This is a genomic window from Streptomyces sp. NPDC056600, assembly GCF_042792855.1.
Lineage (GTDB): Bacteria > Actinomycetota > Actinomycetes > Streptomycetales > Streptomycetaceae > Streptomyces.
Window position 1 is genome coordinate 46813 of sequence record NZ_JBHTVQ010000030.1, and the last position, 16351, is coordinate 63163.

The window sequence follows — 16351 nt, forward strand, 5'->3', positions numbered from 1 at the left end:
CGCGCCCGGACCGGGCGGCGCCCGCCGCGCCCCCCTCCCCCCCTGCAGGTAGGGCGCGCCCCGGCACGGTTTGGGGGTCGCGCCTTCCGTATGCGCGAGGCCCGCCGTGCGGGGGGCCCGCCGTGTGACAGGACCGCCGTGCGACAGGACCGCCGTGCGACAGGACCGCCCGGCGGCGGGGTCAGACGACGATCTCGGTCTCGTTGCGGCCCAGCAGATAGCCGAGCTGGACCCGGGTGTCCGCCCCCAGCTGGGTTTTCAGCGCGGCGATGTGGCCCTGGAGGGACCGCTCGCTGATGCCCAGGCGGCGGGCGATGCGTTTGTCCGAGTAGCCGGCCACCAGCAGGCTGCTGATCGAGTCGCGCAGTGACGGGATGACCTCCTTGGCGGCCTCGGAGGCGTGCAGCGGGACGAAGGGGAAATCCTTGGCCCGGTCCCAGGAGCGCTCGAAGGTGTCCCTCAGGAACCGCACAATCGCGGTTTCCCGAATGGCGAGACCGGTGGTGCGGCTCTCGTTCGCCGAAATGAATGCCACGGCGTCGTCGACGATGATGAGACGGTCGAAGAATTCGGCGAGAGTTCGCACGCGAACCCCGAACTGCGTCACCGCCCTGACGTATTGCTTGGTCGTTTCGTCGAAACGCGTCGTGTGCTGGTACAGGGTCCGCATGCAGACGCCCGCCTCGATGTGTCTGCGGACCGACTCCAGCGCCTTGTCCAGGACCGGTCCGGGGCGCGGACCGTCCGGCTGAGCAGTGAGGATCTCCGTGCGGGCGCCCGCCAGGGCCGCCCCGATCGCCTCGTTGATGGCGTCGAGGCCGTGCAGGTACGCGATGGCGGGCACGGTCCGGGCGGGTTCCGGAGGGGGTGGCGGCGACACCGGGTCGCCGGCCGACCGTGCCTCGGCAAGCCGGGACAGAACGCCCAACTGCTCCGTGATGGACCGCATCGCGGACTCGAGGTCCTCCCGGCCGGCGGACGGGTCGGGGCCGCTGCGTGTCGGTAAGTCCCGATCTGCACCTTCCGTCACTTCGCGCTCCTCTCGCGGGGTGCCCGGATTGCCTGTTTTCTCATGCTTTGGATGCCTCGGGTTCCAGCAGTGCCGATACCTGAGACATCTTAGGGCTCCGATTCGCGGCTGCGGCAAGGAAGAGTGAGCGGTGCGGGATCGGAGCGGACCTGGAGCAGCCGATTCCGTAATCGATTCGCATTCGCGTCGCCCTCGTCGGCCTTTATTCGTTCAGTTTTCAAAGAGGAGATCGGACCGCCATGCCCGAAAACAAGAGCGCCTTCCGGACACAGTCGAACCGCACGTCCACCACGTCCGCCACTCCCGCGTCCCCCACCCGCACCTTCACGGTGCGCAGGACCCTCGCCGCGGCCGCGCTGCTCGCCGCGTCGGCCCTCGCCGCGGTCACCCCGGCGCTCTCCACGGTCCTGGCCGACGGCGAGCCCCTCGGGGACGTCGGCTGGAACCGGAAGGGCACCGTCACGGCCGGCTCCCTCGACGACGTCGGCTGGAACGGGCCCAGCCCGGCCCCCAGCCCCGTCCCCTCCCCCTGAGCACTCACCCCTCCCCGCCACGAGAGAGCGAAGGACAGCCCGCGATGACCACCTCCCCCTGGTTCGTGACTCGACCGGACGCCCCCAGGCCGGCCGTGCGCGTCTACTGCTTCCCCCACGCGGGCGGCAACGCGAAGTCCTTCCTCCGCTGGCAGCCGGACCTGGCGGGCGATGCCGAGATCGTCGGCGTCTGCCATCCCGGCCGCGGACACCGCTTCCGCGAGACCCCGCTCGAGAGCGTGGCGGACCTCGCCGACGGCGCGGCCGAGGCCATCGCCGGCACCGGCGGACCCTTCCTCCTCTTCGGACACAGCTTCGGCGCCGTCCTCGCCTTCGAGGTGGCCCGACGCCTCGGGCCCTCGGCCGGACCGTGCCACCTCGTCGCCTCCGGATGCTCCGCCCCGGCCCTGCTGCCGACCCGGCGCGTGGTGGAGACCGCGCGGCTGGACGGCCCCGCCTTCACCGAGGCGGTCGGCTTCTTCGGCGGACTGCCCCCCGAGGTCGTCGCCGACGAGGCATTGCAGGAACTGCTGCTGCCCCACCTGCGCTCCGACTTCCGCACGGTCGCCCGGTACACGTACCGGCCGTCGGCCCCTCTCACCGCGCCGGTGACCCTGATCAACGGAACGGACGACCCGCACGTCGACGCCGCCGCCCTCGAGCCGTGGGCGCGCGAGAGCGTCCACCCCCCGGTGGCGCACCAGGTGCCCGGCGGCCACTTCTACTTCGAGGACGCCCCCGCCCTCGTCACCGACGTCCTGCGGCCACTCGTCCGGGCGGTTGATCACCGAACGGCCCCCTGCGGGGAGCATGTGGAGGTTGTCTGAGCCCCGCACGCCTCCACCAGCACCGGCGCGAGAAGCGCAGAGAGGACCCGCCGTGAACCCGGCCTCCACCGACCAGCAGCGACGAGCCGCGGCCTTCCGCCGACTCCACGAGGCGGACGTGCCGTTCGTCGTCCCCAACCCGTGGGACGCGGGCACCGCGCGCATCCTGGGCGCCCTCGGATTCTCCGCGCTCGCGACCACCGGCGCCGGCCTCGCCTACAGCCGGGGAGTGCCGGACGGCGAGGGACGGCTCGGCCGGGAGGAGATCCTGGAGAACGCCCGGAGCATCGTCGAGGCGACCTCGCTGCCGGTCACCGCCGACCTGGAGAGCGGCTTCGGCGAGACCCCGCAGGAGGTGGCCGAGACCGTCCGCCGGGCCGCCGCCGCAGGGCTGGTCGGCGGCTCCGTCGAGGACTCCACGGGCCGGCCGGACGACCCGGTCAGGCCGCTGGAGGAGGCGGTCGAACGGGTCGCCGCGGCGGTGGAGGCCGCGCGGGCGCTCGACTTCCCCTTCACCGTCACCGCCCGTGCCGAGAACTTCTTCCAGGGCAGGCCCGACCTGCCCGACACCGTCCGCCGGTTGCGGGCCTACCAGGAGGCCGGCGCGGACGTCCTCTACGCCCCCGGGCTGCCGGACGCGGAGGCGATCCGCACCGTCTGCGCCGCGGTCGACCGGCCGGTCAACGTGCTGCTGGGGGCGCCCGCCCTCGCGCTCACCGTCGAGGAACTGGGCGCGCTGGGGGTCCGTCGCATCAGCGTCGGCTCCGCCATGGCCCGGGCCGCGATCGGCGCGCTCGTCCGCGCCGCGCAGGAGATCAGGACCCACGGCTCCTTCACCTTCGGAGCCGACGCACTCCCGTACGCCGAGGTCAACACGATGATGGCGGCCGAGCTCCCGCCCGGCCCTCAGGAGGACCGAACGCCGTGAGCACGCGAACCCCGGGCGAGCGAAGCCCGAACACGCCGACCCGTAGCCCCCGAACGCCCGCCCCCCGCACCGCGAGCCCCCGCGCCGCGAGCGCCCCGCCCGCCGGTGTCCCGGCCGGAAGCACCGCACCCGCCGGCGCGCCGGACGGCGCCGGCCGGGGCGGGACCGCCTCCTTACACCTGTCCGCCCCCTCCTACGTCCTGGGCGAGAAGGAGCTCGACCACACCGTGGTCGAGGATCTCGCCGACCGGGCCCGGGAGTTCGGCATGCCGCCGCGGGCCGCGCTGTGGGGGTGGGGCACGGTGCGGCGGACCGCCGAGACCTTGCAGGGTCTCGCCGTGCGCGCCGGCCTGGAGACGCTGCGGGCGAGCGGGACGGACCCGTCGGACGTCGACTGCCTCGTCCTGTGCTCCACCCGCTTCCCGGGCGGCCCCCGTACCCACGGCCGGTTCGTCCAGGAGATCCTGGACGGCCTCGGCCTGGAGAACGCCGCGTTCACCGGCGTCACGCTCAACCGGTGCACCAACCTGCTGGCCGGCCTGCGCCTGGCCCAGGCGCTGGTGGCCTCGGGCCAGCACCGCACGGTGCTGGTGGTCACCACCGACCGGGTGACGGACGAGTCGCGGCGGCTGGAGAAGTTCGCGCTCTTCAGCGACGGGGCGGCCTCCGCCCTGGTGAGCGCCGACCCGCTGGGGCCGGACGCCTACGAGATGGTCGCCGGCGCCTCCGCCCAGGACCGCCGCGAGCTGGAGTGGACCAACGAGGTCAGCTCCGTGCTCTCCCGCACGGTCAACGAACGGATCCTGCACGCCGCCGAGATGAAGACCGGTGACATCGACGGGGTCCTGCACCTGAACCTCTTCAAGCCGCTGGTGGTCCTGAAGGAGCGGCAGGCCGGGTTCACCAAGGACCAGCTCTGGCTGGAGAACATACCGAGGTTCGGCCACTGCTTCGCCGCCGATCCGCTCATCAACCTCGTCGACCGGGCCCGCGCGGGCCAGGTCAAGGACGGCGGCAGCTACCTGCTCGCGGCGAGCGTGCCCGGGGTCCGGATCGGACTGCTGCTGCGCAGGCGGCCGGCCGCCCCCGCGCCCGGCCCGCAGGAACACCAGACCCAGGGGTCGGCCGGGGACACGGCTCGGCGACCCGCCACCCAGGCGGACGAGACCGGGGAGTCACGATGAACGCCAGCACCGCATTCGCCCTGCCCGACGGCATGACCTCGCTGCCCCGGGGCCCCCGCCACTTCGGGCCGAAGGCCGCCGAGGAGGCCGCGAAGATCGTCGCCGGCCCGCCCGAGGCCCTCTTCGGCCGGCTGCTCGCGGACCAGGAGAGCGAGACCACCCTGCTGCTCGCCCTCCACGTGGTGGAGTCCTTCCTTGCCTCCGCCGAGGCGCCCGCGCCGCAGCCCCTGGACGCGGCGGACGTCGCGGCCTGGACGGCAGGCGTCCGGCGCGAGATCGCTCCCGCCGTGCGCGCCCTGCGGGACAGGCCCCGGGAGACCCGCGAGCTGGTCCTGCGGCAGCGCACGCCCCTCACCCTGCTCGGCGCCTGCTGGCTCGACACCGTCTCCCAGGCCGCCACCCAGCCCGCGGTCGTCGTCAACCGGCTCTTCGGACACCACTGGGTCCTGCAGGGCGAGGGCGAGTTCGCACGCGGACAGCTCGCCCGCAGCCGTCGCTCCCTGGCGCAGCAGCACGTCCACGTGCCGGCGGTCGAGTCCGCCGGCTTCCTCCGGGAGACCGAGGCCCGGCCGCTCACCGCCCTGATCGCCGCCTTCCACCTCGCCCTCTCCCGGCTCCCGGCCTCCTTCCTCCCCGAAGTGGTCGGCGTGCACTACGCCATGGCCGCCCTCGGGACCGACTCCCTGCTCCTGGGCGACGAGCCGCTGCTGGCGGAGGAGGACGTCCGGCCGCTGGTGGAGGAGTACCTGCTGCTCGCCGGGAAGTCGCCCACCGGCGAGGACGACCGGGCCCGGATGCTCCGCGCCGTCGCCCTCGTCCACGACCTCGAGCGGGAACACGTCCGGACCCTGACCGAACTCGCCGACCGGCACGACGGACTCTCCCTGGAGGGGAGGGTGGCCCGCATCGTGGAGCGGCACGCGGCGTTCGCCGGGCGGCAGCACCGCGGCGTGCGGGTGGGCAAGCGGCGGCTGGCGGACTGGCTCGGCGACCCGGACCTCGACCTGCGGGAGTTCGTCGCCCAGTTCCGCGAGTCCCGGCAGATGAGGACCGACGCCGACGGATCGTGCCGCTTCCTGAAGTCGATCAAGTTCGGCGGCCCGATGTTCGGGATCTTCGACGAGCGTGAGGCCGCCGTCTTCACCGAGTGGAGCCGGGCCATCGCCGCCGGGGAGAGCCCCGGTCTCGACTTCGCGCCCGAGACGGCGGGCGACGCCCGGTTCGAGGAGCGGGCCGCGGCGCTCCGCGCGCTCCGGCCGGCGCGGCTGGTGCTGGAGGACGCCCCGGTCGGCCTCGACGACCGGCACCTGCTGCACCGCGTCGTCAACGTCGAGCAGTACCCGCACATCCTCCCGGTGGCCAGGCGGCTGGCCGAGTCCGGGCTGCGGGACGCCGAGATCCTCTTCCGGCACGGCAGCGGCGGCAAGCTGACCGACGCCTCGTACTTCGACTACACCCCCGAGGCGCTCATGGAGCGCGTCGACCGCGTCTACTGGGACAAGCTGGTCGACCCCTACCGGCCGCTCACCGAGATCCCCGACCGCGACGAGGTCGTCTTCCAGCAGACCACCTACGCCCTCGGCAGCCTGGTCGACGGCGCCTGGGCCCACCGCATCGGCAACCTCGGGCGCAGCGACCGGCGCAGCGACGCGATGCTCTTCTCCATCTACGCCGACGAGATGGGCCGCGGCGACCTGGCCAAGAACCACATCACCCTGATCCACCAGGTGCTGGCCAGCATGGACATCCACCTGCCGCACATCCGCGAGGCCGAGTTCCTGGACCAGGGCGACCTGCCCGACCACCTCTACGGCTTCTCGCTCCACCAGCTGTGCCTGTCGCTGTTCCCGGACAGCCTCTACAACGAGATCCTCGGCTACAACCTGGGCATCGAGATGTTCGGTCTCGGCGAGATGCGGCTGCACGAGATACAGAAACTGCGCCGCCACAACTTCGACGTCTCCTACGAGGAGGCGCACCTGTCGATCGACAACTTCTCGGCGGGGCACGCCCGTCAGTCCGCGGACATCGTCGTCTCCTACCTGGAGGACGTGCGACGCCGCTCCGGCGAGGAGGCCGTCCAGCGCGAGTGGCGCCGGGTGTGGCGCGGCTACGCCTCCTTCGCCTACTTCGTCGAGCACCACCTGGTCCGGCAGGCACGGGAGCAGGAGCAGGAGCAGCAGGAGGAGGCCGAGCTGCTCATCTGACCCGCCGCCCGGCCACCGGGCCGACCGTTCCCGGACCGACCACCGGAGAAGGACCAGGATCATGGAACCCGCCACGAGCTTCGACCCGGAAGTCCTCGCGCTTCCCTTCTACGACGACAGCCACCGCGACCTCGCCCGGGCCGTCGGCGTCTGGTGCGACGACAACGCCCCGTTGTGGCGCTCGGTCCGGGAGGAGGACCCCGACAAGGCCGGGCTGACGCTGGTGCGCCGGCTCGGCGAGGCCGGCCTGCTCTCCTTCCTCGACCCGGCCGCCGGCCGGACGCACCCCGGGGACCTGCGTGCCCTCTGCCTGACGCGGGAGGCCCTCGCCTACGCCGAGGACCTGGCCGACTTCGCCTTCTCCATCCAGGCGCTGTCCGCGACGCCGGTGATCCGCTTCGGCAGCGACGAACAGAAGAGGACGTACCTGCCCCGGATGGCCACCGGGGAACTGGTCGGAGCCTTCGCCGTCTCCGAGGAACAGGCGGGGAGCGACGTGGCGGCCGTGGAACTGCGGGCCGCGCCCGACGAGGACGGCGGCTACGTGCTCGACGGCCGCAAGGCGTGGATCGCCAACGGCACGATCGCCGACGTCTTCGTGGTCGTGGCACGCACCGGCACAGCGCCCGGCGCGCTCGGGCTGACCACCTTCCTGGTCCCGCGGTCCACGCCCGGCCTCGAGGTCCTGCCCCTGGAGCCGCTCGCCCCGAGATCGTTCGCCCACCTCTCGTTCACCGGCTGCCGGCTGCCCGCGGACGCCGTACTGGGCAGGCCGGGACGGGGATTCGTCGTCGCCATGGACCTGCTGGAGCGGTTCCGGATGACCGTGGGGGCGGCGGCGCTCGGCTTCGCCCGGCGGGCGGCCGACACCGCGCTGGCGCGGGCCCGGACCCGACGGGTGGCCGGCGGGCTCCTCGCCGACCAGCAGCTGACGAAGGCGGTCCTGGCGGACATGGAGGTCTCACTCGACGCGGCCGCGCTGCTGGTGGCCCGCGCCGCCTGGGAGGCCGACCGCGGCAACCGCCGCTTCGCCCACCACTCCAACATCGCCAAGCTGCACGCGACCGAGGAGGCGCAGCGTGTCGTCGACTCCGCGGTGCAGCTGCTGGGCGCGTCCGGGCTGGTCCGGGACAGCGTCACCGAGCGGCTGTACCGGCAGATCCGCTCGCTGCGGGTCTACGAGGGGACCTCGGAGGTGCTGCGGCTGGCCATAGCCGGGGCGCTCGACACACGCCGGGCGGACCGCGCCGCGGCGGACCTGACCCCCTGACGGCGGGCCCGCCGCCGTGGCCGGTGGCCCACTTGACGCCGCCGCCACACGGCCCGAACCGCCGCCGGCCACCCCGAGACCGCCCGTGGCCCCCGCCCTCACGGGCGGAGCCGAGCCCTCCGCCCTCCGACCCCCATCCGCCCTGACGGCCCGAGCGACCCGCTCGCCACCCGCCCCCCGCCCAGGCGGGCGCAACAGACCCGCCCTGCGTCCGAACTCGCCGCCCAGCCGGGCCGGTTCGCCCAGCAGCACCCGATGTCCCCGCCCTGAGGCCGAGCGCCCCGCCCGTCCCCGATCCCCCCGCCCAGGCGGGCCGAGCCGATCCGCCCGCCGACCGCGCCGTACCGCCGACCGCGCCGTACCGCCGACCGCGCCGTACCGCCGACCGCGCCGTGGTCCGACCGCCACCGCGCCGCCGACCGAGGAGAACCCCGGTGACCACCCCCGTCGAAGCCGTCCGGACGACCGACCCCTACCCCTACTACGCCGCCCTGGTGGCCGAACGCCCCCTGGCGTACGACGAGAGAGTCGGCGCGTGGGTGGCGTACGACGCCGCCGCGGTGGGCGCGGTGCTGCGGGCCGGGCAGCTGAGGGTGCGCCCGCCCCAGGAGCCGGTCCCGACCGGGATCCGCGGCACCGCGGCCGGCGAGGTCTTCGGCGACCTGGTGCGGATGACCGACGGCGGACTCCAGCACCGCCTCAAGCAGGTGGTGGCCCAGGCGCTCGGCGAGGCGGACGCGCAGGCCGCCGCACGGACCGCTGCCGGGCACACCCGGGCCCGCCTGGCGGAGGGCTTCGACGCGGCCCTGCTCGAGGACCTGATGTTCTCCGTGCCGGCCCGCACGGTCGCCTCCCTGTGCGGCCTCGACCAGGGACGGAGCGCGGAGGCCGCCCGCCTCGTCGGCGACTTCGTCCAGTGCGTCCCGGCCTCCGCGACACCGCCGCAGCAGGCCGCCGCGGCCACCGCGGCCGCCCGGCTCCAGGACCTCCTCGGTCCCGCCCTGGAGAAGGAGGAGGGAGGACTCCTCGCCGCCCTGGTGGCCGCGGCCCGCAGCCACTCCTGGACCAGGACCGCCCCGCTGCTGGCCAACGCCGTCGGCTTCCTGTCCCAGACCTACGACGCCACGGCCGGACTCGTCGGGAACACCCTGCTCGCCCTCGCCCGGGGAGAACGCATGCCGGAAGGACCGGACGGCGCGGACGCGTTCGTCGCCGAGGTCGCCCGGCACGACGCCCCCATCCAGAACACCCGCCGCTTCGCCGCCGCCCCCTTCCGTCACGGCGACGCCGAGATCCTCCCCGGCCAGCAGGTCCTGGTGGTCCTCGCCGCCGCCAACCGCGACCCCGCCGTCAACCCCGACCCCGCCCGCTTCCGGCCCGACCGGACGAACCCGGTGGTGCTGACCTTCGGCGCCGGGGCCCACGCCTGCCCCGGCCGGACGCTCGCCGTCACCGTCGCCCGGGCCGTCGTCCAGGAGCTCCTGGCAGCCGGCTTCGACCCGGCCACGCTGCCCGCCGCACCCGCCTACCGCCCGCTGGCCAACGCCCGCATCCCCGTCCTGTGACCACCGACCGGTCCTCCGACCGCCCCTCCGACCGCCCTTCGCACGTCACCGCCGAGAGAGAAGGTTCCGCGACCATGCCGGAGACCCCGCACCTGTGGATGCGGCACGAGACCCGCGCCAGCGAGCGACGCGCCCCGCTCGTCCCCGAGGACGCCGGACGACTGGTCCGCCAGGGCGTCGCGATCACCGTCGAGGAGTCCGACCGGCGCGTCTTCCCCCTGGAGGAGTACGCCGCCGCCGGCTGCCGCACCGCCCCCGCCGGAAGCTGGACCGACGCCCCGCGCGACGCCTACGTCCTGGGCCTCAAGGAACTCCCCGCCGCACCGGCCCGTCTGGAGCACCGTCACATCTTCTTCGGCCACGCCTACAAGGGGCAGGAGGGCGCGGGCGAACTGCTGGGGCGGTTCGCCGCCGGCGGGGGCGCGCTGCTCGACCTGGAGTACCTGGTCGACGAGGACGGCCGCCGTCTCGCGGCCTTCGGCTACTGGGCCGGCTACGTCGGCGCGGCGCTCGCCCTGCTGCACCGCCGGGGCATGCTCAAGCCGCCGCTGCGGCCGCTCGCCAAGGAGGAGCTGGACGCCCTGCTGCGCGAGGGAGCGGACCAGGACTGCCGGGCCCTGGTGATCGGGGCGCTCGGCCGCTGCGGCCGGGGCGCCTGCGACGCGCTGGCGGCCGGCGGGGTGGACGCCACCCGGTGGGACGTCGAGGAGACCCGCGACCTGGACCGCCGGGCACTGCTCGGCCACGACCTCCTGGTGAACACCGTGCTGACCACCCGGCCGGTGCCGCCCTTCCTGCGCCGCGAGGACCTGGACGCACCGGGACGCCGGCTCTCCCTGGTCTCCGACGTCACCTGCGACGTGACCTCCGAGTGCAACGTCCTGCCGGTCTACGACCAGGTCACCGACTGGGACAGCCCGGTGCGTCCGCTGGCCTGCGACGGCCCGCCCGCCGAGATCGTCGCCATCGACAACCTGCCGTCGCTCCTGCCCGCCGAGAGCAGCCGCGCCTTCTCGGCGGAGCTGACCCCGCAGCTGGCCCTGCTCGGTGGGAGCGGCCCGGCGTGGCGGCGCGCCCTGCGCACGTTCGAGACCGCCGTCGCCTCCGTCGTCACCACCACCGCCGACGACCACAACGAGAGGGAGAGCCATGTCCGCTGACCGCACCCCGCAGACGAGGCCCGCGCAGGAGCCCGGGCCGGAGGCGGCGCCGGCGAGCGGCGTCGTGCACTGGATCGGCACCGGGCTGTCCACCGGGGCGTCCGGACTGCGGCTGGTCTGCGACCGGGCCGCCCGGGTCGTCCTGTGGGACAGGACCGCCGAGCGGGCCGCCGCCCGCCTCGACGCGCTGGGCCTCGCCGGCCGCGCGGAGACCCGTGCCCTCACCGACGAGGCGCTCGCCGCCGCGCTGGGCCCCGGGGACGTCGTCGTGTCGATGCTGCCCGCGGGCGAGCACCCGCGGCTGCTGCGGACCGCGTTGGCCGCGCGCGCCCACTTCGCCTGCACCAGCTACCTGTCGGACGAACTCGCCGGCCTGGCCGCCGAGGCGGGCGCCCAGGGCCTGGCGGTGCTCGCCGAGGCGGGGATCGACCCGGGGGTGGACCACCTGATGGCCCACCGGCTGGTGGAGCTCGCCCGCGAGGCGGTCGGCGACACCGCCGAGAGCGCCGACCTCGTCTCCTACTGCGGCGGGGTCCCCGCCGTCCCCAACGACTTCCGCTACCGCTTCAGCTGGGCGCCGTACGGGGTGCTCGCGGCGCTGGGCACGCCCGCCCGCCACGTGCACGGCGGCGAGGTCCGCACCGTCGAGCGTCCCTGGGAGGCCACCCGCGTCCACCGGCTGGACGGGGAGGAGTTCGAGGTCTACCCCAACCGCGACAGCGTGCCCTTCGTCGGCCAGTACGGGATACCCGAGGGCTGGCGGCTGCGCACCTTCGTCCGCGGAACCCTGCGCAACGCCGGCTGGCACGACGCCTGGAAGGGCGTGTTCGCCACCGTGCGAGGCGGCGACGAGCGGCGCCTGCGGGAGCTGGCCGCCGAGCTGGCCGCCCGTCACCCCACCACCGCGACCGACCGCGACCGGGTGGTGCTCACCGTCGCGCTGGACGTCCGGGCCGCCTCCGGCGCCCGCTGGCAGGGCTCCTACCTGCTGGACGTCACCGGCGAGGCCGACGAGAGCGCGATGGCCCGGTGCGTCTCGCTGCCCCTGGCGTTCGGGGTGACCCGGCTGCTGGACGGGACCCTGCGGGCCGGGGCCAACCGGCCCGCCCCGCCCGAGGACGCCGCCTCCTGGCTGGACTCCCTGGCGGCGGCGGGGCTGCCCGCCGTGTTCCACGAGACCGCTCCCGAGCTCGCCGACGACAGGGAAGGAACCCTGGCATGAACCGCACCGACCGACCCGAGGCGTTCGTCCTCACCGGGGCCTTCTGGGTCGTCTGCCGCAACACCCGCTACCTCCGGGAGCTCGCCGACCGCGGACTCAAGGTCCTGCTGATCACCCCCGAGAGCTACCGCGAGCACGCCGGCCGCTGCATGGCCGACCCCGGCCACCCCGCGTCGCTCGTCGACGAGATCGCCTTCGTCGACGGGTCCCTGGACCACGAGGGCTCGTTCACCGCGGGCTTCGTGGCGCGGGCCCGCGACTGGAGCCACCGGTACACGATCGTCGGCGCGTACGCCGTGGGCGAGACGCTGGTGGAGCCCACCGGCCTGCTCGGCGACGTCCTCGGCCTGCGCGGACCGGGACTGCGGGCCACCAAGGTCTGCCGCAGCAAGTACCTTCAGCGCTGGTACCTGGAGGAGTTCTCCCCCGCCTCCACGGTGGTGCCGCCGGGTGAACGGGGCTCGCTGGACGCGGACGCCCTGGAGTACCCCGTGGTGGCCAAGCCGGCGACCCGGCACTCGAGTTCGGGCGTGGTGACCGTCGCCGACGCCGCCGCGCTGCGCGAGGTGGTCGCCGCCTACCCCGGCCACGAGACGGTCCTGGTCGAGCAGAAGGCGCCCGGCCAGGAGTACTCGGTGGAGAGCCTGGTCCAGGACGGCAAGGTGATCTTCGCGGCGGTCACCCGGAAGGAGACCACCGAGTCGGCCGCCCGGACCTTCGTGGAACTCTCCCACTCCGTCCCCGGGGTCGGCCCCGGACGGGACCAGGAACTGCTCGACGCCAACCGGGCGATGCTGGAGGCCCTGGACTTCCGCGACGGCATCGCGCACGCCGAGTGGCGGCTGGCGCCGGGCGGCCGGCCCCACCTCATGGAGGTCGCCGCGCGCACTCCCGGCGACGGCCTGCTGGCCCTGTACCAGCTGGCCACCGGCGCCCCGCTGGAGCCGGAGATCGTTCGTATCGCGCTGGGGGAGACGGCCTCGTACCCGCAGCCGCGACGGTGGGCCCGCCAGATCTACCTGGAGCACGAGGAGGGCGTCCTCGAGGACGTCCTGGTCGACTGGCCCGGGGTGAGCGCCGCGTGGGTCGGTGACGGCGGCATGTGGCCCGAGACGGAGGCCGGCCCGGTCGACGCGCCGCCCACCCTGCGCGCGGTCCTGGTCCTCAAGGACCGGGGCGCCCGCCTCGGCCCGCTGGAGAGCTCCGACGACCGCGCGGTCACCTTCCTGATCGACGCGCCCACCCCCGAGGAGCTCGACGCGCTGGAGGAGCAGGTGCGGGCCGCGGTGCGCCTGACCATACGCGAGGAGGCCACCGGTGGCGTCTGACCGGAAACTGAGCGAACCCGGCGGCCCCGCGAAGGCCCCGGCCACCGTCTGGGGCACCCTGCGGGAGGCTCCGCTCGCGGTGAAGACCGTGCTGGCCGGCGTCCTGGTCAACCGGCTCAGCGGGTTCCTCAACATCTTCCTCGTCCTGTTCCTGACCGCGGAGGGCCACTCGCCCGGCGACGCGGTGACGGCGCTCGGCTTCTACGGCGCGGGAGCCGTCCTGGGGTCGCTCGTCGGCGGTACGGCCGTCGACCGGCTCGGGGTACGCGCGGCGACCGTGGTGTCCATGGCCGGCACCGCCGTCCTGACGGCCTCCCTGCTCTACCTGCCCGGTCTGCCCCTGCTGCTGACGGCGGTCGCGCTGGCCGGCCTGTCCGCCCAGCTCTTCCGGCCCGCCTCGGCGACCCTGCTCTCCGAGCTGACGCCGCCCGACCGCCACGTGATGATCTTCGCGATGTACCGGTTCGGTCTGAACGTCGGCGCGACCGCCGCGCCGCTGGTCGGCTACGGCCTCTACCACGCCGGCGGACAGGGGTACGTCCTGCTCTTCTGGGGCGAGGCGCTGCTCGCGCTGCTGTACGCCGTCGCCGCGCGGGCCACGCTCCCCGCCCGGGCCGGTCAGGCCGGTCAGGCAGGACGGGCGCCGGACGACGGCGAGGAGTCCGGGCGCGGCAGTTACGCGGCCGTCCTGCGGGACCGGCGGTTCCTGCTCTACCTGGTCGCCGCCTTCTGCCACGCGGCCGTCTACGTCCAGTACACCTCGACCCTGCCGCTCTACATGCAGGACGTGGGCATGGCGATGTTCTGGTACACCTTCGCCGTCGCCCTGAACGGCTTCGTGGTCGTCGCCTTCGAGCTCCTGGTCACCAAGTACGCGCAGACCTGGCCGCTGAAGGTCACCATCGGCCTGGGCTTCGCGGTGGTCGGCGCGGGGGTCGCGCTGTACGGGCTGCCGATCGGGCCGGCCGCCGTGGTCATCGGCACGCTGGTGTGGTCGCTCGGCGAGATCATCGGCGGCCCCTCGGTGTTCGCCTACCCCTCGGGTGCCGGACCCCTGCACCTGAGGTCGCGCTACATCGGCGGCTTCCACTTCATGTTCGGCCTGGGCACCGCGCTCGGCCCCGTCATCGGCGGCTGGCTGCTGCTGCGGCTGGACGGCGGGATCCTGTGGCCGGTCGTCGCCCTGGGATCGGTGGCCGCCACCGTCTGCGGACTGGCCGCCGTCCGCCGCCCCGCCGTCGCGCGGGAGACCGTGAAGGAGGCCACGGCGCCGACGCCGGCCGCGGTGGGCTGACGCCCCCGGCCCGGTCACCCGGGCCACCGGCCCGCAGCCCGGTCCCGCGACGACCACCGGACCCCCGCGACACCGCACCGCGACACCGTTCCACCGCGGCACCGCACCCCCCGGCGGCACCGGACCACCGCGGCACCGCACCCCCCGGCGGCACTGGACCACCGCCGCGCCGCACCCTCCAGCGGCACTGGACCACCGCCGCGCCGCACCCTCCAGCGGCACTGGACCACCGCCGCGCCGCACCCCCGGCGGCACTGGACCACCGCACCGCACCACCCCCCCCGCCGCCGCACCCACCCCTCCCCGCACCACCTCACCCGTCACCGCCGGCCACCGGGCCGGCGGGCCCGGCGGCGGCCTCGGCCTGCCCGCACACCCGGCACGCCCGGCCCGTTCCGTCACCGGAACTCCGGTTCGTCACCATCCGCCGCACCACCCCCGGTTCATCACCGCACCCGTATCGAAGGAGAGGCTCGACCATGGGGCAAGACAAGAGCGCGACCGGCCCGGCGCACTACCGGTGCGTGGGGGTCGGGGTAGGACCCGCGAACCTCAGCCTGGCGTCCCTGCTGCACGAACTCCCGGACATGCCCAACCTGTTCCTGGACCGCAGGGCGGCCTTCGGCTGGCACGACGACCAGCAGATACCCGGCACCACCCTCCAGGTGTCCATGTTCAAGGACCTGGTGAGTCTGGCGGACCCCCGGTCCCCGTTCTCGTTCATGTCCTACCTGCACGAGCAGGGGCGCGTGTACCACTTCCTCAACGCGCAGTTCGACGAGATTCCGCGCCGCGAGTGGCGCAACTACCTGGCCTGGGCCAGCTCCCGCAACCCGAACATCCGCTTCGGCGAGTCGGTCCAGGAGGTCGACTTCCGGGGCGGGCGGTTCGTCGTGCGCACCGACCGCGCGGAGGTGACCGCGGACAACGTGGTCGTGGGCGTCGGCAGCAAGTCCTGGGTTCCCGCGCCGGCCCGCCCGCACCTGGGCCCCACGCAGTTCCACGTCAACGAGTTCCTGACCTGGGCCCACGACCTCGGCGGCAAGCGCGTCGTGGTGGTGGGCGGCGGGCAGTCCGGGGCGGAGGCCGTCAGCAACCTGATCTCCCGGTCCGGCGCCGACCTGCCCCGCCGGGTCTCGTGGATCTCGCGGCGCAGGAACTACTTCCCGATCGACGACACGCCGTTCACCAACGACTACTACATGCCGGACTACGCCGACCACTTCTACCGGCTGCAGCAGGAGACCCGGCTCAAGCTCAACGTCGAGCACATCCTCACCAGCGACGGCATCTCCGGGTCGACACTGCGGGAGATCTACCAGCGCATCTACGTCCACCGCTTCATCGACGGCCGGCAGGACCTGATCGGTCTGCACCCCTGCCGGGAGGTCACCGAGGTCAGCCGCGCCCCGGGCGGCGGCTGGGACCTCACCGTCCGGCACGCCGACGAGCCCGGCGCCGCCGACCACTTCGAGGCGGACGTGGTCGTCTGGGCCACCGGGTTCCGGCCGGCCGCGACGGAGTTCCTCGCGCCGATCGCCCACCGCCTCGAGCGGTCGGGGGAGGAACTGCGGGTCGACGAGGACTACGCCGTCCACTGGGACGGGCCCGCCGACCGCAGCCTCTTCGTGCAGAACGCCGTGCGCGGCCAGCGCGGCCTCGCCGACCCCAACCTGAGCCTCAACGCCTGGCGCAGCCGGCGCATCGCCGACCGGCTGTGCGGCGTCCGCGCCGACGAACAGCTGCCCTCCTTCGTCGAGTGGTCGACCAAGGCGGCCGCCGTCGGCCAGTGGGAGGCCTGAC

At 74.3% G+C, this 16351-nt stretch carries 13 protein-coding genes; 12 read left to right on the plus strand and 1 reads right to left on the minus strand.

Annotation, left to right across the window (positions count from 1 at the left end):
- Positions 1-181: 181 nt before the first annotated feature.
- On the minus strand, positions 182-844 hold the full coding sequence (locus ACFRAV_RS16930; protein ID WP_382556156.1) for a LuxR C-terminal-related transcriptional regulator: 663 nt from the start codon (positions 842-844) through the stop codon (positions 182-184).
- Positions 845-1269: 425 nt separating this feature from the next.
- On the opposite strand from ACFRAV_RS16930, the gene ACFRAV_RS16935 reads away from it, so the two are divergent.
- The 12 genes from ACFRAV_RS16935 (at position 1270) to ACFRAV_RS16990 (ending at position 16350) form a co-directional block, all read left to right on the plus strand.
- Entirely contained in the window at positions 1270-1563 is a 294-nt protein-coding gene (locus ACFRAV_RS16935; RefSeq protein ID WP_382556158.1) for a hypothetical protein, read from the plus strand.
- 44 nt (positions 1564-1607) lie between these two features.
- The gene (locus tag ACFRAV_RS16940) at positions 1608-2390 is read left to right on the plus strand and encodes a thioesterase II family protein (protein WP_382556161.1); all 783 of its coding nucleotides are present in this window, start codon (positions 1608-1610) and stop codon (positions 2388-2390) included.
- A gap of 52 nt (positions 2391-2442) precedes the next feature.
- Entirely contained in the window at positions 2443-3318 is an 876-nt protein-coding gene (locus ACFRAV_RS16945) for an isocitrate lyase/phosphoenolpyruvate mutase family protein (RefSeq protein WP_382556164.1), read from the plus strand.
- A complete protein-coding gene (locus ACFRAV_RS16950; RefSeq protein WP_382556165.1) occupies positions 3315-4502 on the plus strand; it encodes a 3-oxoacyl-ACP synthase in 1188 nt (395 codons plus the stop codon). Before ACFRAV_RS16945 ends, ACFRAV_RS16950 begins: the two co-directional genes overlap by 4 nt.
- Positions 4499-6709 (plus strand): iron-containing redox enzyme family protein, encoded by a 2211-nt coding sequence (locus ACFRAV_RS16955; RefSeq protein WP_382556168.1) that lies wholly within the window; start codon positions 4499-4501, stop codon positions 6707-6709. The genes ACFRAV_RS16950 and ACFRAV_RS16955 overlap by 4 nt, the downstream gene beginning before the upstream one ends.
- Before the next feature lie 61 nt (positions 6710-6770).
- Positions 6771-7979, plus strand: coding sequence for an acyl-CoA dehydrogenase family protein (locus tag ACFRAV_RS16960; protein WP_382556170.1), 1209 nt, complete (start codon positions 6771-6773; stop codon positions 7977-7979).
- Between the two features lie 434 nt (positions 7980-8413).
- On the plus strand, positions 8414-9544 hold the full coding sequence (locus tag ACFRAV_RS16965; protein ID WP_382556172.1) for a cytochrome P450: 1131 nt from the start codon (positions 8414-8416) through the stop codon (positions 9542-9544).
- A gap of 74 nt (positions 9545-9618) precedes the next feature.
- The gene (locus ACFRAV_RS16970; RefSeq protein WP_382556174.1) at positions 9619-10704 is read left to right on the plus strand and encodes a saccharopine dehydrogenase; all 1086 of its coding nucleotides are present in this window, start codon (positions 9619-9621) and stop codon (positions 10702-10704) included.
- Positions 10694-11926, plus strand: a complete 1233-nt coding sequence (locus tag ACFRAV_RS16975) for a saccharopine dehydrogenase family protein (RefSeq protein ID WP_382556176.1) — start codon at positions 10694-10696, stop codon at positions 11924-11926. Before ACFRAV_RS16970 ends, ACFRAV_RS16975 begins: the two co-directional genes overlap by 11 nt.
- The gene (locus tag ACFRAV_RS16980; RefSeq protein WP_382556177.1) at positions 11923-13254 is read left to right on the plus strand and encodes an acetyl-CoA carboxylase biotin carboxylase subunit family protein; all 1332 of its coding nucleotides are present in this window, start codon (positions 11923-11925) and stop codon (positions 13252-13254) included. The genes ACFRAV_RS16975 and ACFRAV_RS16980 overlap by 4 nt, the downstream gene beginning before the upstream one ends.
- Positions 13244-14548, plus strand: a complete 1305-nt coding sequence (locus ACFRAV_RS16985) for an MFS transporter (RefSeq protein WP_382556179.1) — start codon at positions 13244-13246, stop codon at positions 14546-14548. Before ACFRAV_RS16980 ends, ACFRAV_RS16985 begins: the two co-directional genes overlap by 11 nt.
- A 479-nt stretch (positions 14549-15027) precedes the next feature.
- On the plus strand, positions 15028-16350 hold the full coding sequence (locus ACFRAV_RS16990; protein ID WP_382556181.1) for a lysine N(6)-hydroxylase/L-ornithine N(5)-oxygenase family protein: 1323 nt from the start codon (positions 15028-15030) through the stop codon (positions 16348-16350).
- Position 16351 lies beyond the last annotated feature (1 nt).